Origin of the sequence: Marinobacter pelagius, assembly GCF_003315345.1 — a bacterium.
GTDB classification, from domain to species: domain Bacteria; phylum Pseudomonadota; class Gammaproteobacteria; order Pseudomonadales; family Oleiphilaceae; genus Marinobacter; species Marinobacter pelagius_A.
This window is the reverse complement of sequence record NZ_QNRO01000002.1, coordinates 251,078-269,591: the sequence shown is the minus strand read 5'-3', so window position 1 is coordinate 269,591 and position 18,514 is coordinate 251,078. Positions and strand designations below refer to the sequence as shown.

The 18,514-nt window shown below is 59.9% G+C and carries 15 protein-coding genes and 1 tRNA gene; 3 read left to right on the top strand and 13 right to left on the bottom strand.

Annotation, left to right across the window (positions count from 1 at the left end; all coding sequences use genetic code 11):
• Positions 1–254 precede the first annotated feature (254 nt).
• The 3 genes from DET50_RS03425 (at position 255) to DET50_RS03415 (ending at position 3,528) form a co-directional block, all read left to right on the top strand.
• Complete coding sequence (locus DET50_RS03425; RefSeq protein ID WP_113861469.1) at positions 255–719, top strand: DUF3015 domain-containing protein; 465 nt, start codon at positions 255–257, stop codon at positions 717–719.
• Between the two features lie 80 nt (positions 720–799).
• Positions 800–2,665, top strand: coding sequence for an Lnb N-terminal periplasmic domain-containing protein (locus tag DET50_RS03420; protein WP_113861468.1), 1,866 nt, complete (start codon positions 800–802; stop codon positions 2,663–2,665).
• The gene (locus tag DET50_RS03415; RefSeq protein ID WP_113861467.1) at positions 2,635–3,528 is read left to right on the top strand and encodes an alpha/beta hydrolase; all 894 of its coding nucleotides are present in this window, start codon (positions 2,635–2,637) and stop codon (positions 3,526–3,528) included. The genes DET50_RS03420 and DET50_RS03415 overlap by 31 nt, the downstream gene beginning before the upstream one ends.
• 104 nt (positions 3,529–3,632) lie before the next feature.
• Here the strand turns inward: DET50_RS03415 and pnp are convergent, their stop codons facing one another.
• The 13 genes from pnp to ftsH all read right to left on the bottom strand — a co-directional run bounded on the left by pnp (position 3,633) and on the right by ftsH (position 18,445).
• Complete coding sequence (pnp, locus tag DET50_RS03410) at positions 3,633–5,747, bottom strand: polyribonucleotide nucleotidyltransferase (RefSeq protein WP_258546040.1); 2,115 nt, start codon at positions 5,745–5,747, stop codon at positions 3,633–3,635.
• Between the two features lie 500 nt (positions 5,748–6,247).
• Entirely contained in the window at positions 6,248–6,517 is a 270-nt protein-coding gene (rpsO, locus tag DET50_RS03405) for a 30S ribosomal protein S15 (RefSeq protein ID WP_092003920.1), read from the bottom strand.
• A 78-nt stretch (positions 6,518–6,595) separates the two neighbouring features.
• Entirely contained in the window at positions 6,596–7,522 is a 927-nt protein-coding gene (truB, locus tag DET50_RS03400) for a tRNA pseudouridine(55) synthase TruB (protein ID WP_113861465.1), read from the bottom strand.
• On the bottom strand, positions 7,519–7,950 hold the full coding sequence (rbfA, locus tag DET50_RS03395) for a 30S ribosome-binding factor RbfA (protein WP_113861464.1): 432 nt from the start codon (positions 7,948–7,950) through the stop codon (positions 7,519–7,521). The genes truB and rbfA overlap by 4 nt, the downstream gene beginning before the upstream one ends.
• Positions 7,950–10,541: a translation initiation factor IF-2 gene (infB, locus tag DET50_RS03390; RefSeq protein ID WP_113861463.1), complete on the bottom strand. Its 2,592-nt coding sequence runs from the start codon at positions 10,539–10,541 to the stop codon at positions 7,950–7,952. Before infB ends, rbfA begins: the two co-directional genes overlap by 1 nt.
• An 18-nt stretch (positions 10,542–10,559) precedes the next feature.
• On the bottom strand, positions 10,560–12,053 hold the full coding sequence (nusA, locus tag DET50_RS03385; RefSeq protein ID WP_113861462.1) for a transcription termination factor NusA: 1,494 nt from the start codon (positions 12,051–12,053) through the stop codon (positions 10,560–10,562).
• Positions 12,054–12,107: 54 nt separating this feature from the next.
• Positions 12,108–12,569 (bottom strand): ribosome maturation factor RimP, encoded by a 462-nt coding sequence (gene rimP / locus DET50_RS03380; RefSeq protein ID WP_092003906.1) that lies wholly within the window; start codon positions 12,567–12,569, stop codon positions 12,108–12,110.
• Positions 12,570–12,897: 328 nt separating this feature from the next.
• Positions 12,898–12,982 (bottom strand) — tRNA-Leu (locus tag DET50_RS03375).
• Positions 12,983–12,990: 8 nt separating this feature from the next.
• Entirely contained in the window at positions 12,991–13,368 is a 378-nt protein-coding gene (secG, locus tag DET50_RS03370; protein ID WP_113861461.1) for a preprotein translocase subunit SecG, read from the bottom strand.
• Positions 13,369–13,386: 18 nt separating this feature from the next.
• Positions 13,387–14,151 (bottom strand): triose-phosphate isomerase, encoded by a 765-nt coding sequence (gene tpiA / locus DET50_RS03365; protein ID WP_113861460.1) that lies wholly within the window; start codon positions 14,149–14,151, stop codon positions 13,387–13,389.
• 75 nt (positions 14,152–14,226) lie between these two features.
• Positions 14,227–15,570, bottom strand: a complete 1,344-nt coding sequence (gene glmM / locus DET50_RS03360) for a phosphoglucosamine mutase (protein WP_113861459.1) — start codon at positions 15,568–15,570, stop codon at positions 14,227–14,229.
• Positions 15,570–16,400, bottom strand: a complete 831-nt coding sequence (gene folP, locus DET50_RS03355) for a dihydropteroate synthase (RefSeq protein WP_113861582.1) — start codon at positions 16,398–16,400, stop codon at positions 15,570–15,572. The genes glmM and folP overlap by 1 nt, the downstream gene beginning before the upstream one ends.
• 101 nt (positions 16,401–16,501) lie before the next feature.
• Complete coding sequence (ftsH, locus tag DET50_RS03350; RefSeq protein ID WP_181799918.1) at positions 16,502–18,445, bottom strand: ATP-dependent zinc metalloprotease FtsH; 1,944 nt, start codon at positions 18,443–18,445, stop codon at positions 16,502–16,504.
• Between the last annotated feature and the right edge of the window lie 69 nt (positions 18,446–18,514).

The window sequence follows — 18,514 nt, the reverse complement described above, 5'->3', positions numbered from 1 at the left end:
AACACGCCCCGGCTTTTTGGTCCATATGGCCTGAAAAGAGACACATCCCAGCGCCGTCACCGTGAAAAATCCGACATAAATCAATTACTCACGAATCCTTTCACTTGCGAATCCGGATCTTGGACTATACTCAAGCCAACGGTCTACCTGTCTCCACAGGACCTGTCAGGGCCGTTCCTTCCCGGCTGTCCCCAATGGGGCCGGCCGGGAGATCAATGCGACGACTGCAAAAGAACCACAGAAAGGAGTGGATAATGAAAAAACTGATCGCAGGTGCAATTCTTCTGGGTGCATCCTCCATGGCTTTTGCCCAGCCGGGCTGCGGCGTGGGTGCCATGATCTGGAAAGGACAATCCGGCATTGCTCCCCACGTTTTGGCCGCCACCACCAACGGTACTTTCGGTAACCAGACCTTCGGTATGACCACCGGCACCCTGGGCTGTCAGACCAACGAGGCGGTTCAATCCATGGCCATGTACATGGACAGCAATATCGACAAGGTTGCCCGGGACATGTCCCGCGGCTCCGGTGAAAACCTCGACACCCTGGCGGTACTGCTGGGCGTAGAAGAAGCCGACCGTGACGCATTCCGCAAGGTACTCCAGGACAACTTCGCCACCATCTTCCCGGATGCCGACACCACTTCCGGTGAAGCCGTGGATGCCATCGTTGCGCTGCTGGAGCAGGACCAGGCTCTGAGCAAATACGTGGCGGCATAACAACCGTTAACCGCAAGGAAGGACATGGCGCCAGGGACGGCGCCTGACCGATTTTCCAACGACCCGGATCAATCTTCTCCATGGGCCAGACCGTGCGTTTCGGGCAAGTGATTCTCTGCCTTGCCGTCAGCTTCAACCTCCACGCCAACCAACAGACGATTCCAGAAAACCTGCACCAGGACCCGGCCTGGCTGACACTGGGCCACTACCACACCGACACCTTCGGTGGCGGTTACACGAGCCAGGCCGACGATCCGGCTTTCTTCCTGAGCGAAAACGGCAAGCACTCGCCCCGGGCCGAGCTTGAAGCCACCCTGGCTGCGATCCAGGAACCCGGCGGGGGCAACGATCATGCGCGCTGCCGCTTCCCGGCTCGGGATGCCTGGCTCCGGGACCGCCTGGATCTGCCGGACTCCGAAGTATCCTGCCCGGGGTACGAGGACTGGAAAGACACCCTGAATACCGAAACCGTTACCCTGGTGTTTGCAGCCTCCTACCTGAACAGCCCTTCCTCCATGTTCGGGCACACCTTCCTGCGACTGGACCCGCCCCGGGAGGATGAGGAGACCAACCTGCTACTGGCCAACACCATTTCCTACGCCGCCGATGCCGCCGCCCACGACAGTGAAATCCTGTTTGCCTACAAGGGCATCTTCGGCGGCTATCCGGGCATCACCACGGTCCAGCCCTATTACGAGAAGATCCGTCTGTACTCGGACATCGAACACCGGGACCTGTGGGAATACACCCTGAACCTGGACCAGAGCGAGGTCGATCTGCTGCTGGCCCACGCCTGGGAAATCCGGGACAAGAACTTCGACTATTACTTTTTCGACGAGAACTGCGCCTACCGACTGCTGGCGCTGATAGACGTGGCCCGCCCGGGCACCAACTTGCTGGGGGAAGTGAGCACTCACGCCATTCCCTCGGACACGGTCCGCTGGGTGGTGGACAAGAATCTGGTGGAAGAGGTGTATTACCGGCCCTCGGCAGCCACCTCGGTGGCTTACCGGATCTCGAAATTGCCGGACGAGCACCAGACCCTGTCAGCGGCGATCGCCAACGGCTATGTCGATCCCGACGATCCCGAGGTGCAACAGCTGAATGGCCGGGAACGGGCCAAGGTGCTGGATGCTACCTACGACTATGTCCGTTACCAGAGCGAAGCCGAAGGCTGGCCCAGGGAGCATGCGGCGCCCTTGTCCCACGAACTGCTGGTCTCCCGTAGCCGGATAGACGGTGTGGAAACCATCGCCCGACCACCGGAACCCGAGGTTCGCGATGACCAGGGCCATGACACCTTCCGGGTGAGCCTCGGTGCCGGTCAGCAGGCGCACCGGGAATTCACCCAGCTCACCTTCCGGCCGGCCTACCACGACGTGCTGGACCCGCCGGCGGGTTATCGGCCCGGGGCACAGCTGCAGTTCCTGCGTCTGGATGCCCGATACTACACGGACAATGACGAGCTTCAGGTAGAACAACTGGTGGGTGTGGAAATCCGCTCCCTGAGCCCCAGGGACCAGTTCTTCTCACCGCTGTCCTGGCAGGTCGGGTTTGGCGGAAGACGGACGGATACTGGCGATGACCGGGTACTGGCGCCCTACCTTGAAGGCGGTGCCGGGGGCAGCTGGGCGCTCGGCGATTCCACCCAGGTCTTTGCCCTCGCCACCGCAGACCTGGAAATCGACGACGACCTGCGCCGGGGCTATGACGCCGCACCGGGCGCGGACCTCGGCATACTGCACCAGAACAACCGGTTCAGCCTGATGGCCGGCGCCCGCACCAAAGCCTGGATTGTCAGCAGCCAGCACCGCCAGGATCAGGCCTATATCAAGGGCAACTGGCATATCGGTCGGGAATTCAGCCTGTTTGCCGAGTTCACCCGTGAAGACCATTTCGACAGGTACCAGAGCACATGGCACGCCGGACTACACGCCTACTTCTGAGTTTCAGGAAGACGCTGTTCACCGCCCTGATTGCCGCTTTGGCGGTTGTTCAGGGCGGCTGCAGCAGCGTTTTCTTCTACCCCGATGACATCACCTATGTCACCCCGGACCGGCTCAACCTTGATTACGAAAACGTCTATCTGGATACCGCGGACGGCGAGAGGCTTCACGGCTGGTGGCTGCCGGCCCAGACGGACGGGGATGAGCCCCGGGGTACGGTGTATTTCCTCCACGGCAATGCCCAGAACATCAGCAGCCACATCCTGAATGTCGCCTGGCTGCCTGAGCAGGGCTACAACGTGTTTACCATCGACTACCGGGGCTTCGGCCGCTCCACCGGAGAGGCGGACATCGAAGGCGCCCTGCATGACGTGGAGACCGGGTTTCGCTGGCTGGTCAACCGGGATGACGTCGGCGGGCGGCCCATCCACATCCTCGGCCAGAGCCTTGGCGGCGCCCTGGGTATTGCCCTGGCCAGCGAATGGGTGCAGCGGGAGGAACGCCCGGCATTGGACGGCATCATCCTCGACGGCACCTTTTCCGGCTTCCGGCGCATTGCCCGGGAGAAGCTGGATGCCTTCTGGCTGACCTGGCCGTTCCAGGTGCCGTTGAGTTGGACCATCCCCTCGGAATATGAGGGTGTGGAAAGGATCGACGACATTGCACCGGTGCCGGTGATGCTGATTCACAGCGTTAGGGACGGGATCATTCCGTTTCACCATGGGGCGGCGCTGTATGAGGCGGCCGGGGAACCGAAGCGGTTTTTGCAGACCGATACCGGGCACGGGGGGACGTTTGTGATTCCGGCTTATCGGGAGGCGGTTTTGGAGTTTTTGGGTGAAGGTGAAAATGGGGTCAGATGAAAGCCTTCATCTGACCCCGACTTGGAGGCCCGGCTCCGGAGTTTTGGGCACAAAAAAGGGGTCAGAAGAAAGCTTTCTTCTGACCCCGTCTTTACCGCTGGCTATCAGTCAGTGAAGTCGGTCGGCTGCTCGCCTTCCTTCACTTCCTTCATGGACAGCTTCACGCGGCCGCGGTTGTCCACGTCCAGTACCTTGACCAGGACTTCCTGACCTTCGCTGAGTTCGTCGGTGACGTTCTCGATGCGGCGGTCGGAGATCTGGGAGATGTGTACCAGACCATCCTTGCCGGGCAGGATGTTGACGAAGGCACCGAAGTCCACAATGCGCTCAACGCGGCCCTTGTAGATGGCACCGACTTCGATCTCGGCGGTGATTTCCTTGACGCGGTTAACCGCAGCCTGGGCGGCCGCCTGGTTGTCAGCGTAGATTTTCACGTTGCCGTCGTCGTCCAGATCGATGGAGGCGCCGGTCTCGTCACAGATACCACGGATTACGGAGCCACCCTTGCCGATCACGTCACGGATCTTGTCCGGATGAATCTTGATGGTGGTGATGCTCGGTGCGCGATCGGACAGCTCGGAACGCGGCTCGGCGATGACCTTGTTCATCTCGCCCAGGATGTGCAGACGCGCTTCGTGAGCCTGCTCCAGGGCGATTTCCATGATCTCGTCGGTGATACCGTTGATCTTGATGTCCATCTGCAGGGCAGTAACACCGTCTTTGGTACCGGCAACCTTGAAGTCCATGTCACCGAGGTGATCCTCGTCACCCAGGATATCGGTCAGAACCGCGAACTTGTCGCCTTCCTTGACCAGGCCCATGGCGATACCGGCTACTGCCGCCTTGATCGGTACACCGGCATCCATCAGCGCCAGGCTGGAACCACAGACAGAGGCCATGGAGCTGGAACCGTTGGATTCGGTGATCTCGGAAACCGCACGGATCGCGTACGGGAATTCTTCCAGGGTCGGCATAACCGCCAGAACACCACGCTTGGCCAGGCGACCATGACCGACTTCGCGGCGGCCAGGAGAGCCGACACGACCAGCTTCGCCTACGGAGTACGGAGGGAAGTTGTAGTGGAACAGGAACGGATCCTTGCGCTCGCCTTCCAGGGCGTCAATGATCTGCACGTCCCGGGAAGTACCGAGGGTGGCAGTCACGATGGCCTGGGTCTCGCCACGGGTAAACAGGGCAGAACCGTGAACGCTGGGCAGGACGCCCACTTCGATTTCGATCGGACGAACGGTCTTGTTGTCACGGCCGTCGATCCGCGGCTTGCCATCGATAACCTGCTGGCGAACCACGGTCTTCTCGATCTTGCCGAAGTACTTCTTGACCTCTTCCTCGGACGGCTGACCTTCCTCTTCGCCGGCAAACTTCTCTACCGCGGCGGATTTGATCTCGCCCAGACGCTCGTAGCGGGCCATCTTGTCGCGAATACCGTACGCTTCTTCGATAGCACCGCTGAATTCGCCCTTGATGGCTTCGAGCAGCTCAGTGTTCTCAGGCTCCGGCTTCCACTCCCAGCGCGGCTTGCCAACTTCTGCGGCAAATTCCTTGATAGCGGAAATAGCACTCTGCATCTGCTGGTGTGCGAACAGAACGCCACCAAGCATCTGGTCTTCGCTGAGGCCATCGGCTTCGGATTCAACCATCAGCACGGCGTCTTCGGTACCCGCGACGACCATGTTCAGCATGGAGCTTTCCAGCTGTTCGAAGGACGGGTTCAGGAAGTAACCGTTGTCGTCGGTAAAGCCGACACGGGCGGCACCGATCGGACCGTCAAACGGAATACCGGAAACGGCCAGTGCCGCAGAGGCGGCCAGCATCGCGGCAATGTCCGGATCGTGTTCCTTGCTGGCAGACATGACGGTACAGATCACCTGTACTTCGTTCATGTAACCATTCGGGAACAGCGGGCGGATCGGACGGTCGATCAGACGGGAGGTCAGGGTTTCCTTTTCGGAAGGACGACCTTCACGCTTGAAGAAGCCACCCGGGATCTTACCGGCAGCGTAGGTCTTCTCCTGGTAGTTTACGGTCAGCGGGAAAAACGGCTGACCCGGCTTCGCTTCCTTGGCACCGACAACGGTACCCAGAACAGCTGTGTCACCGGTAGAAACCAATACAGAACCGGTAGCCTGACGGGCAATACGGCCGGTTTCCAGGGTGAAGGTTTCCCCACCCATTTCGAATGTTTTCTTGGTTGGTTGCAAATGCACAACAAACTCCTGCTTTTTCAGTCATGAATCCGGGGTTTGCCGTGAAGGTGGGGGGCAGATGAAAGTTTTCATCTGCCCCCGTTTTCAGGCCGAACCCGGAGTGTTGAACCTGGGGTCAGATGAAGGCTTTCATCTGACCCCGTTTTCAAGTCAGCTCCAGAGTATGGAACCCGGGGCCAGATCAGCTGATCTGACCCCTTTTTTATCTGACTGCAGGTGCTTGCGTGATACTCGGAAGGGACAACCCGTCTGAAAGCTAACAGGCTGTTGCAAAACCCCGGTCAAGAGGAGGGCTCATCGATGCCATCCGGCCCGGGCTTTTCAACAACCTGCTATCAATTTCGGCTTTCGGTTACGACAGGGAATCCTTCGGTATCACTGACAAATCAACTGCAGCTTTTTGCGCTTGAGAAAAGCTCAACCGGGGGCCCGAAGGCCCACCGGTTGACGGCCTGTTCCAGCACGGGGATCAGGCCCCAGGTCGAAAACCCGGATTAGCGACGCAGACCCAGACGCTGGATCAGGTCCAGGTAACGGTCAGCGTTCTTGCGCTTCAGGTAGTCCAGCAGCTTACGACGCTGGTTTACCATCCGGATCAGGCCGCGGCGGGAATGGTGATCCTGCTTGTTGGCCTTGAAGTGATCCTGCAGCTTGTTGATGTTGGCGCTCAGCAGTGCCACCTGAACTTCAGGGGAACCGGTATCGCCTTCACCTTGCTGAAAATCCTTGACGATCTGTGCTTTCTCATTGGCAGAAAGTGCCATATTTCACCTCATTGGTTGCGATGCTGATAAATCCGGCCGAACCGCGCATCTCTACAGCCCGGCTATGCAGCGCCTCGACTAACGCCCGGCGCTGCCTTTCACCAGCCGACGGGGGACCAACAGGACCCTCTCGCCTTCCGGGAAAGCTTCTGCCAACCCGATGAAGCCCTGCTCGCCGTAGAGGCGCACATAGCCTTCAAGAGGTTGATTGCTTATTCTAACCTGTTGCCCGTTCAAGATCGATACCGCCGCACTTCCCTCCAGACGCACCTCCGGGAACATGGACAGCGCGCTGTCAGGAGCCTGGAGCAGGCCATCAAGGCTCTCGCCACGCTCACGCATGGCTTCCAACTCACTGACGTCATGGGCGTTTGCCAGGGTAAACCCGGACGCCATGGTCCGGCGCAGGGCATTCACGTGGGCCCCGCAGCCCAGCGCCTCACCAATGTCCTCCACCAGTGAGCGAATGTACGTACCCTTGGTGCAGCTGACCGCCAGATCCATCTCATTATCCCGCAGCTCCAGCAGGGTCAGCTCGTAGATGGTCACCGGACGCGCCGGTCGCTCCACCTCGATGCCTTCCCGGGCATACTCGTACAGGGGGCGGCCCTTGTGCTTGAGGGCGGAATACATGGAAGGAACCTGCTCGATGGCACCCCGGAATCGTTCGAGAACGGCTTCCACCTGGTCCGCATCGAGAGGCGGCACCGGTTTCTCCTCGACAACCTCGCCCTCACTGTCACCGGTTTCGGTGCGAACACCGAGCCGGGCCGTGGTGATGTAGGCCTTGTCGCTGTCGAGCATCATCTGGGAGAACTTGGTGGCTTCCCCGAAACACAGGGGCAGGACGCCCGTGGCCAGCGGATCAAGGGCGCCGGTATGGCCGGCCTTGGCCGCGCCATACAGTCGCTTTACTTGCTGGAGGATACCGTTGGAGGTGACGCCCTGGGGCTTGTCGATTACCAGAATGCCGTTTACATCACGGCCTTTGCGTCTTCGGCTCAAGCGTCTCGCTCCGGATTGTCCGAGACCGGATCGTCATTGTCATCCCGGGGTACGGCCGGCTTGTCGCCAACCGCTTCACGGATGAGCTTGTCCATTTTCCGGCTGTGACCGAGCAGGGTGTCGAAGTGGAAGCGCAGGTGGGGAACCACCCGCAACTTCATCGCACGCCCCACCTGACCACGCAGGAAACCGGCCGCCTTGTTCAGGACGGCCAGGGACTCCTTGACCTCCGGAGACTCTTCGGTGAGTTCCTCGGTGGAGAGCAGTGAAACATAGATGTCGGCATAGCCCAGGTCACGGCTGACCTTTACGTCATTGACCGTGACCATGCCTACCCGCGGGTCCTTGATTTCCCGCTGGATAAGCTGGGCCAGCTCCCGTTGCATCTGATCGCCAATGCGATCCAGTCGGCTGAACTCGCGTGCCATCAGGCCCCCGTAGATTCGAGCTTACGCTCGACCCTGACGCGATCGAACACCTCGATCTGGTCACCGACCTTCACGTCATAGCCCTTGACGCCGATACCGCATTCCATGCCGTTACGGACTTCCGGTACGTCGTCCTTGAAGCGACGCAGGGATTCCAGCTCGCCCTCAAAGATCACCACGTTGTCACGCAGTACCCGGATCGGCTTGTTCCGGTAAACGGTGCCTTCAACCACCATACAGCCGGCCACCTGGCCAAACTTCGGTGAGCGGAAGGTGTCCCGCACCTCGGCGATACCGACGATGTCTTCCCGGAATTCCGGTGCCAGCATGCCGGTCAGGGCCGCCTTCACGTCATCGATCAGGTTGTAGATGATGCTGTAGTAGCGCAGATCCAGACCTTCCTGCTCCACCAGACGCTTGGCAGCGGAGTCAGCACGGACGTTGAAGCCGAAGATAACCGCGTTGGTAGCGGCTGCCAGGCTGACATCCGTCTCGGCGATACCACCGACACCGGAGGAGACGATCTTGACCTGGACTTCGTCGTTGCCAAGATCCAGCAGGGCCTTGGTAATCGCTTCCAGGGAACCGCGAACGTCGGTCTTCAGGATCACGTTCAGGGTCTTGACCTCGTCCTTGCCCATGTTCTCGAACATGTTTTCCAGCTTGGCCGCCTGCTGGCGCTGCAGACGCTGCTCACGCTCACGGGTCTGACGGAACTCGGCCAGCTCTTTGGCCTTCTTCTCGTCGGCCACGGCAAAGAACTCGTCACCGGCATCCGGTGTGCCGTTCAGGCCGAGAATCTCGACCGGAATGGACGGGCCGGCTTCCTTGACCTGCTTGCCGGCTTCGTCGGTCATGGCGCGAACCTTACCGAAGAAGGAACCGGCGACAACCATGTCACCCTGGCGCAGGGTACCGTTCTGAACCAGAACGGTCGCCACCGAACCACGGCCACGCTCCAGGCTGGATTCGACCACGACACCCTTGGCTGGTGCGTCCGGAGAGGCTTCCAGCTCCAGCATTTCTGACTGCAGCAGAACCGCCTCGAGCAGGTCGTCGATGCCCTGGCCGGTGTGCGCGGATACCGGTACGAACTGGGTGTCACCACCCCAGTCTTCCGGGATAACGTCCATACCCGCCAGCTCGTTCTTGATACGGTCCGGATCGGCCTCTTCCTTGTCCATCTTGTTGATGGCAACCACGATGGGGACGCCGGCGGCGCGGGCGTGATCCACCGCTTCCTTGGTCTGCGGCATCACGCCGTCATCGGCCGCCACGACCAGGATAACGATATCGGTACACTGGGCACCGCGCGCCCGCATGGCGGTAAACGCTGCGTGGCCCGGGGTATCCAGGAAGGACACCATGCCGTGGTCGGTTTCCACGTGGTAGGCACCGATGTGCTGGGTAATACCACCGGATTCGCCGGCCGCCACCTTGGTGCGACGGATGTAGTCCAGCAGCGAGGTCTTGCCGTGGTCAACGTGACCCATCACGCTGATGACCGGCGCCCGCTTGATCTTCTCTTTGCCCTCGGCGGTTTCGGTGATCTCGCTCAGAACCTCCTCTTCGAAGGCATCTTCACTGACCGCCTTGGCCTTGTGACCCAGCTCCTCGGTTACCAGGATGGCAGTCTCCTGGTCCAGGGCCTGGTTGATGGTGGCCATGACGCCCATACCCATCAGGGTCTTGATAACGTCTGCGGCCTTGACGGCCATGCGCTGGGCAAGGTCACCAACTGTAATCGTTTCAGGTATCTCTACTTCTCTGACCATTGGTTTGGTCGGCCTCTCGAAGCCGTGACGCTTCTCTTTGGGTTTCTTTTTCATACGCAGCGACTTGCGCGGCGCAGACTCTTCCTCGTCCTCGGACAGAACAACCGGCTCTTCCACCGGACGACTGCGAGGACCGCGGTGACCAGCCTGCTTCTTCTTCGGCTTGCCTTCCTCGAGTTCTTCACCGCGTTCACGGCCCTTCTCTTTCTTCTTCTTGGGCTTGCGATCCTTGCCCTCTTTCTCCGGCGGCGGGATCGGCACTTCTTCCGGCTGCAGCTCGGGCTCAACGGCAGGCTCTGCCGCTTCCACCGGCTCTTCGGCCTTCGGAGCTTCTTCCTTCGCGGCAACCTCGGCCTCTGCCGGCTTTTCGGCCTCCGGCTTCGGTGCTTCGGCTTCGGCAGCCACCTTTGGTGCTTCTTCCGCAGGCGCAGCGGCCTCTACCGGCTTCTGCTCCTCGAGTTTCTCTTCCGGCTTCTGCTCCTCGAGTTTCTCTTCCGGCTTGGGCGCTTCCGCTTCAGGCTGCAATTCTGCGCGCTTGATGTACGTGCGACGCTTGCGAACCTCGACATTCACTGTCTTGGCCTTGCCCGCCTTCAGGGTCGTTGTGGTCTTGCGCTTCAGGGTGATCTTGCGGGGCTCTGCCTCCGCCTCACCGTGCGTCTTTCTCAGATAGGCCAGCAACTGCTGCTTCTCATCGCTGGTTACAGCGTCGTTCTCGGAACGGGCATCAAGGCCTGCCTCGACAATCTGCTTCAGCAAACGATCCACGGGAGCGCCTACATCTGCGGCCAGTTGTTTTACCGTTACTTCAGCCATACTGGTCCTCCTCCCGAATTAAGCCTGGTCTTCAAACCAGGGGGCACGCGCCGTCATAATCAACTGACCGGCACGCTCTTCATCCATACCTTCAATATCGAGCAGATCATCTACTGACTGCTCGGCCAGATCTTCCATGGTGCGAACACCCATTCCGGCCAGTTTGAATGCCAGCGCCCGATCCATGCCTTCCATATTCAGCAGATCTTCAGCCGGCTCGGCACCCTCGAGCGCCTCTTCACTTGCCAGCGCCTGGTTCAGCAGAACGTCCTTGGCGCGGCGGCGCAGCTCGGTCACCGTTTCTTCATCAAAACCTTCGATCGACAGCATTTCCTCCATCGGGACATAGGCAACTTCTTCCAGGGAAGTGAAGCCTTCCTCGATCAGCACGCTGGCGAATTCTTCATCAACATCCAGGTTGGCGGTGAAATGATCCACCAGGCGGTTGTATTCCTGCTCCTGGCGCTCACCGGCTTCTTCCTCGGTCATCACGTTGAGGGTCCAGCCGGTCAGCTCCGTCGCCAGACGCACGTTCTGGCCGTTACGGCCGATGGCCTGGGCCAGGTTGTCCTCGGCTACCGCCACATCCATGGTGTGCCGGTCCTCGTCGATGACGATGGAGGCCACTTCGGCCGGCGCCATGGCATTGATCACCAGCTGTGCGGGGTTGTCGTCCCACAGCACGATGTCCACACGCTCACCGCCCAGCTCGTTGGAAACAGCCTGGACACGGGAACCGCGCATACCGACACAGGCACCGACCGGGTCGATTCGACGGTCATTGGTCTTGACCGCAATCTTGGCGCGGGAACCGGGGTCACGGGCGGCGCCGCGGATCTCGATCAGGTCTTCGGCAATTTCCGGCACTTCGATGCGGAACAACTCGATCAGCATCTGCGGCGCGGTCCGGCTCAGGATCAGCTGCGGGCCGCGGTGGTCAGTGCGGATTTCCAGCAACAGTGAGCGAACGCGATCACCCATGCGGAAGGTTTCCCGAGGAATCAGGTGTTCCCGGGGCAACAGCGCTTCGGCATTGCCGCCCAGATCAACGATGACATTGTCACGGGTCACTTTCTTTACGGTGCCGGAAACCAGCTCACCCACGCGATCGCGGTAGCTGTCGACGATCTTGGAGCGCTCGGCCTCGCGGACCTTCTGGAAGATGATCTGCTTGGCGGCCTGGGCGCCGATACGGCCGAAGGAAACGGACTCAACCTTCTCCTCATACATGTCGCCGGGTTTCAGGTTCGGATCAATTTCCTCCGCTTCCTGAAGGGTCAGCTCAGTCCCCAGGGCAGGAACCTGGTCGTTGTCGACCACCAGCCAACGGCGGAAGGTCTCGTATTCACCGGTGCGGCGATCAATGGCAACCCGGATATCCGCTTCTTCATCCTCGTAGCGTTTTTTGGCAGCGGTGGCGAGCGCAAGCTCGATCGCTTCGAAAATCACATCCTTCTCGACACCCTTCTCGTTCGAGACGGATTCGACCACCAGCAAGATCTCTTTACTCATTGGATTGCCCTGCCCTCAAAATAAACTGTGCGTCCACTGACTTTTCAATTCGACTCATTCAAATACCGGGACGATGTGTGCCTTTTCGATGCTGTCGAACGGCAACAGGTATTCGTGGTCATCCACCACGATCACCACATCGTCTCCTTCAACACCTTTGATCAGGCCCTGAAACTTGCGACGGCCCTCGAAGGCCATGCGCAAACGGATCTTGACCTGATGACCGACAAAGGCTTCGTACTGTTCAAGGCGAAACAGCGGGCGATCCATCCCCGGGGAGGAAACCTCCAGGGTGTACTCGGTCTGGATGGGGTCTTCCACATCCATCACACCGCTGATCTGACGACTGACTTTCTCGCAGTCGTCGATGGCGATGCCGTTCTCGGCATCGTCGATAAAGACACGCAACAGGGAGTGGTGGCCCTGGGAACGGAATTCAATCCCCCAGAACTCGTACCCCAGACCCTCGACGATCGGCCGAAGGAGGTCTTCCAGTTGTTTAATCTTGGCTGACAAAGTTATGCCATCTCCATTTCAGGAATTTTTTACCGGCCCCACAAACAAAAAAAGGGCTGTTGATCAGCCCTTTTTATGCACCAGGGCCCGATGCGCCAGGCCCCTTAATCAAAAAGCCCCTGAAATTGGGGCCTTTTGTCGCAAGAACTCACAGAAAGCCGCTCTCACTACGAGCATGACCTCCTGCTGACAGACACCTGGCCTGCCAGGAAACCGGGGAACAGCCCACCGGCTCCAATATCCGCCGGAGTATAGAGACGCCGGCCGGACTGGTCAAGGACTGACCAAAAAAAACGGCCTGGAAAATCCAAGCCGTTTTTCTTCTATATGGTGCCCGGGGCCGGACTCGAACCGGCACGGCTTTCGCCACTACCCCCTCAAGATAGCGTGTCTACCAGTTTCACCACCCGGGCAACACCTCTTACTCGAGTTCAGGAAGATCGGAACTCTTCCCGCTCTCGGCTTCGCTGCTCTGCGCGGAGTCAGCAGCCGGCTCGGCCGGAGCCTGCTCGGCAGATTCCTCAACGACCGGAATACCTGCCTCGCCTGCCACTTCGGCGCGCTGCTTGGCGAACACCGCCAGCGAAAAACTTGTCACAAAGAACACGATCGCCAGGATCGTGGTCACACGGGTCAGGAAGCTACCGCTACCCTGACTGCCAAATACGGTCTGGGAGGCACCACCACCAAAGGCGGCACCTGCGTCGGCACCCTTGCCCTGCTGGATCAGAACCAGACCCACCAGTGCGACGGCAATGACGACGTGCACAACGACTACCAGTGTTTCCATCCAATCCATAACGAATCCCGCGAACCTTTAACCTTTGGTACCCGCCGGCATGGACCGGCAAATACTCACAAAATCTTCTGCAACCAGAGATGCACCGCCAATCAACCCGCCGTCGATATCCGGCTCGGCGAACAAGGCGGCCGCATTATCCGCTTTTACACTGCCGCCGTAAAGCAGAGAAATATCCTCTGACGGCGCGCCCATCTCAGCCAACACCTTGCGGATGGCCGCATGCATGCTCTGGGCATCTTCGGCGGTGGCCGTTTTGCCGGTGCCGATGGCCCAAACCGGCTCATAGGCAACCACAATATCCGACCACTGACCGGCCTCCACACGGGCAAGCCCTTGCTTGACCTGGGCAGCCACAACCGCTTTGGCCTGCCCTGCTTCCCGCTGCTCGAGCGTCTCGCCAACACAAACCACGGCAGTAAGACCGCTGGCCAGAACCCGCTCTACCTTGGCGGCAACCACATCATCCGACTCGCCGAAGTACTCGCGGCGCTCGGAGTGACCCACCAAGGCAAAACCACAGCCCAGATCTTTTGCCATGTCAGCGGCTGTCTCACCGGTGTAGGCACCGGAAGCCCACTGACTTACGTTCTGGACACCCACGCCGAGCACATCACCCGACTGATCCAGCACATCCCGGACATACAGGGCCGGAGGAATAATAACAACCTCCACGCCATTATCAAGGGTGCCCGCCTCAGCCCGCACATAACCGACAAGCTGCTTTGCCAGGTCCGCAGACCCGTTCATTTTCCAGTTTCCGGCTACGATCTTGCGACGCATAACTCTTCCCGAACGTAAGGGAGGGCGAACTATACAGCAGTCCCTGCCCTCACACAACCGCTTGAAAACGCAAAATTACCTGCTTGATTGCTCGACCACACCGGCGAGCTCTTCGACCACCCGGACAATGTCCGCCTCGACCTGGCCCTCAACCATAACCCGGATCAACGGCTCGGTGCCCGAGGCCCGCAGCAGGACCCGACCGGCCTCGCCCAGCTCTGCCTCGGCCTGACGCAGGGCGGTAACGATGTCATCACGGGACAGCGGATCGAAACGCTCCGCCACCCGCACGTTGATCATCTTCTGGGGCAGCTTGGCCATGCCCTGGCGCAGCTCCGCCAGGGGCTTGCCGGATTTGTGGATAGCCAGCATCACCTGCAGGGCCGAGACAATGCCATCACCGGTGGTGGTGCAGTCCCGGATTACCATGTGGCCTGAACCCTCGCCGCCAAGCACCCAGTTATTCGCCACCAGCCGCTCCATCACGTAGCGGTCGCCAACCTTGGCGCGCTCGAAATCGATACCGGCGCCTTTCAGCGCCAGCTCAACACCGAGATTGGTCATCAGGGTACCCACCACACCGCCGTTCAGCCGACCTTCGGCATGGCGCTGGGAGGCAATGATGTACAGCAACTCATCGCCATCCACCTCGGAGCCATCACGATCCACCATCAGCACCCGGTCGCCATCGCCGTCGAAGGCGATGCCCAGATCCGCCTTCTTTTCCAGAACCGTCGCCTTGAGCGCGTCCAGGTGGGTAGAGCCCACATCGAGGTTGATGTTCAGACCATCGGGATCAGCACCGATCACCGATACTTTGGCGCCGAGCTCCCGGAATACCTTGGGCGCCACGTGATAGGTGGCTCCGTGGGCACAGTCCAGAACGATATGCAAGCCGTCCATGGTGAACTCATTGGGCACCGTGCTCTTGCAGAACTCCACATAACGGCCGGGCGCATCATCCACCCGCGATGCCTTGCCGAGCTCGGAGGGCTCGCAGACTTCCAGCGGACGATCCAGCCAGCGCTCGATTTCCGCCTCAAGGGCATCGTCAAGCTTGGTGCCGGCCGAAGAGAAGAACTTGATGCCGTTGTCATGGTGCGGATTATGGGACGCACTGATCACGATGCCGGCGGAGGCCCGGAAAGTACGGGTGAGATAGGCAATGGCCGGCGTCGGCATGGGGCCCAGCAGCTTCACGTCCACACCGGCGGCAGACAACCCTGCTTCCAGGGCAGACTCAAACATGTAACCGGACAACCGGGTGTCCTTGCCGATCAGCACACTGTTGCGCTGACCATCTTTCTTGAACGCCTGGCCGGCGGCCCAGCCCAGGCGCAGCATGAATTCCGGGGTAATAGGGAACTCACCGACCCGGCCACGAATGCCGTCGGTACCAAAATATTTGCGATCGGACATCAACCCGCCTCCTTCATGGCCGCCACTACCCTGACGGCATCAACTGTTTCCCTGACATCGTGGACACGCACGATGCTGGCACCTTTCATGGCGGCTATTGTCGCGGCCGCGATGCTTGCGGGCAACCTTTCATCCACCTCACGACCGGTAATCTTGCCCAACATGGATTTGCGGGAGATGCCAATCAGCAGGGGGTGCCCCAGGATGTGGAGTTGCTCCATGGAGGCGAGCAACTGCAGGTTGTGCTCCAGGCTCTTGCCGAAACCGAAGCCGGGATCGAGGAGGATGTTCTCCGGGAGCACGCCGGCCTGCTCCGCCACCCGCATACGTTCGGTCAGGAACGAACTGACCTCCCGGCGGACGTTGAGGTACTCCGGGCGGTCCTGCATGGTGCCCGGCTCGCCCTGGATGTGCATGATGCACACCGGAATGCCGGCCGCAGCAGCCGCTTCCGGGGCACCACTGCGCTGAAGCGCGCGTACGTCGTTGATCAGTCCGGCACCCAGCCGTGCGGTCTCGGCCATCACTTCCGGTGAACTGGTATCCACGGAGACGACCGTATCCAGCTCCCCCGCGATTGCTTCCACCACCGGGCAGACCCGGTCCAGCTCTTCCTGCAAAGACACCGGGGCCGCACCGGGGCGAGTGGATTCGCCACCAACATCAATGAACGCCGCACCATCGGCGACCATTTGCCGGGCTCGAACCAGGGCCGCATCCCGGGAGTTGAATTTTCCGCCGTCGGAGAAGGAATCCGGGGTAACGTTGAGAATTCCCATGACATGACAGCGGGACATGTCCAACACCCGCCCGGCAAAGTTCATTTCCATAGCAAACCTTTTCTGAAAAACATTCAGCGATACCAAAAACAAACGCCGCCCGGAGTCCGGGCGGCGCATTAAATCGACCTGTTTGTGGGTCAGGGAGCGGGTCAGTGCTCTCCGGCCGGCCGACCTACACCAGGTTGGCGACCATCATCGGAACCCTTCGGCTCGGGAGCCTTTTCCGGCTCGCCGGTCTGGACACCACCGGCCGGACCACTGCCACCCCACCCTTTGGGCGGACGCGGCTCGCGGCCTTCCATGATGTCGTCGATCTGGTAGCGGTCGATAGTTTCGTATTTCATCAGCGCTTCGGCCATCAGGTCCAGCTTGTCCCGGTTGTCGACCAGGATCTGCTTGGCGGTCTCATAGCAGGTATCGATGATGTTACGAACCTCTTCGTCGATCCGCTGGGCGGTTTCCGGCGAGTACACGGTCTGTGACTGGCCGGCTGAACGACCCAGGAACGGCTCTTCGCTGTCGGTATCGTACTGCAGCGGACCCAGTTTCTCGGACAGGCCCCAACGGGTCACCATGTTCCGGGCCAGACTGGTGGCCCGCTCGATGTCGTTGGAGGCACCGGTGGTGACACCATCGAAGCCGAGGGTCAGTTCTTCCGCAATACGGCCACCGAACAAACTGCAGATGGAGCTGATCAGGAAGCGCTTGCTGTGACTGTACTTGTCTTCTTCCGGCAGGAACATGGTCACACCCAGGGCACGGCCGCGGGGGATGATACTCACCTTGTATACCGGATCGTGTTCGGGCATGAGACGACCGACGATGGCGTGGCCAGACTCGTGGTAAGCGGTGTTCCGCTTTTCCTTCTCGCTCATCACCATGGACTTGCGCTCGGCGCCCATCATGATCTTGTCCTTGGCGAGTTCAAACTCTTCCATGGACACCAGACGCTGGTTACGGCGCGCAGCAAACAGGGCCGCCTCGTTCACCAGGTTGGCCAGATCGGCACCGGAGAATCCGGGAGTACCACGGGCAATCAGGACCGGCTCTACGCCGTCTGCCAGAGGTACCTTTTTCATGTGCACTTTCAGAATCTGCTCACGGCCAATAATGTCCGGCAGACCAACTACGACCTGACGGTCGAAACGACCCGGACGCAACAGGGCCGGATCCAGAACATCCGGACGGTTGGTAGCGGCGATCACGATCACGCCCTCGTTACCTTCAAAACCGTCCATCTCGACCAGCAGCTGGTTCAGGGTCTGTTCACGCTCGTCGTGGCCACCACCCATGCCGGCGCCACGGTGGCGACCGACCGCATCAATCTCGTCGATGAAGATGATGCACGGGCTCTGCTTCTTGGCCTGTTCGAACATGTCACGGACACGGGATGCACCCACACCCACGAACATTTCAACGAAGTCGGAACCGGAGATGGAGAAGAACGGCACCTTGGCCTCGCCGGCAATCGCCTTGGCGAGCAGGGTCTTACCGGTACCCGGCTGACCGACCATCAGCACACCCTTGGGAATGCTGCCGCCCAGTCGCTGGAACTTGCTCGGATCCCGCAGGAAGTCCACCAGTTCCTTGACGTCCTCCTTGGCTTCGTCGACACCGGCAACGTCAGCGAAGGTGGTCTTGATCTGGTCTTCACTCATCAGGCGCGCCTTGCTCTTGCCGAACGACATGGGGCCTTTGCCACCACCGCCGCCCTGCATCTGGCGCATGAAGAAGACGAATAGAGCGATAATGATCAATATCGGGAACGCCGCCACCAGCAACTGTGTCCACAGGCTCTGGCGCTCAGGCTCCTTACCGATCACCTCGACGTTGTTCGCGAGCAGGTCGTCCATCAGCTTGTTATCCGACACCTGGGGCCGGATCGTCTGGAACTGGGAACCGTCACCGCGGGTACCCTGGATTTCCAGACCGTCAATGGTCACCCGCTGAACCTGGCCCTGTTGGACCATCTCCACGAACTGGGAATAGTTGACTTGTTGGCCGGTGGTGGTGGGAGAGAAATTCTGAAACACCATCAGCAGCACGGCGGCTATTATCAGCCAGAGAACCAGATTTTTTGCCATATCGTTCAAGGATCATCACCTGTGAATTGAAGGAAGCCTTATCAAAAGCAACCTTTTCCGACACCTTACACCAATTGT

Excerpts from the sequence above, each read along its gene's own strand:
- DET50_RS03425 (WP_113861469.1), top strand. The coding sequence starts at position 255 with ATGAAAAAACTGATCGCAGGTGCAATTCTTCTGGGTGCATCCTCCATG.
- DET50_RS03420 (WP_113861468.1), top strand. The coding sequence starts at position 800 with ATGGGCCAGACCGTGCGTTTCGGGCAAGTGATTCTCTGCCTTGCCGTC.
- DET50_RS03415 (WP_113861467.1), top strand. The coding sequence starts at position 2,635 with ATGGCACGCCGGACTACACGCCTACTTCTGAGTTTCAGGAAGACGCTG.
- rpsO (WP_092003920.1), bottom strand. The coding sequence starts at position 6,517 with ATGGCACTTTCTGCCAATGAGAAAGCACAGATCGTCAAGGATTTTCAG.
- rbfA (WP_113861464.1), bottom strand. The coding sequence starts at position 7,950 with ATGGCACGCGAGTTCAGCCGACTGGATCGCATTGGCGATCAGATGCAA.
- infB (WP_113861463.1), bottom strand. The coding sequence starts at position 10,541 with ATGGCTGAAGTAACGGTAAAACAACTGGCCGCAGATGTAGGCGCTCCC.
- nusA (WP_113861462.1), bottom strand. The coding sequence starts at position 12,053 with ATGAGTAAAGAGATCTTGCTGGTGGTCGAATCCGTCTCGAACGAGAAG.
- secG (WP_113861461.1), bottom strand. The coding sequence starts at position 13,368 with ATGGATTGGATGGAAACACTGGTAGTCGTTGTGCACGTCGTCATTGCC.
- tpiA (WP_113861460.1), bottom strand. The coding sequence starts at position 14,151 with ATGCGTCGCAAGATCGTAGCCGGAAACTGGAAAATGAACGGGTCTGCG.
- glmM (WP_113861459.1), bottom strand. The coding sequence starts at position 15,570 with ATGTCCGATCGCAAATATTTTGGTACCGACGGCATTCGTGGCCGGGTC.
- folP (WP_113861582.1), bottom strand. The coding sequence starts at position 16,400 with ATGGAAATGAACTTTGCCGGGCGGGTGTTGGACATGTCCCGCTGTCAT.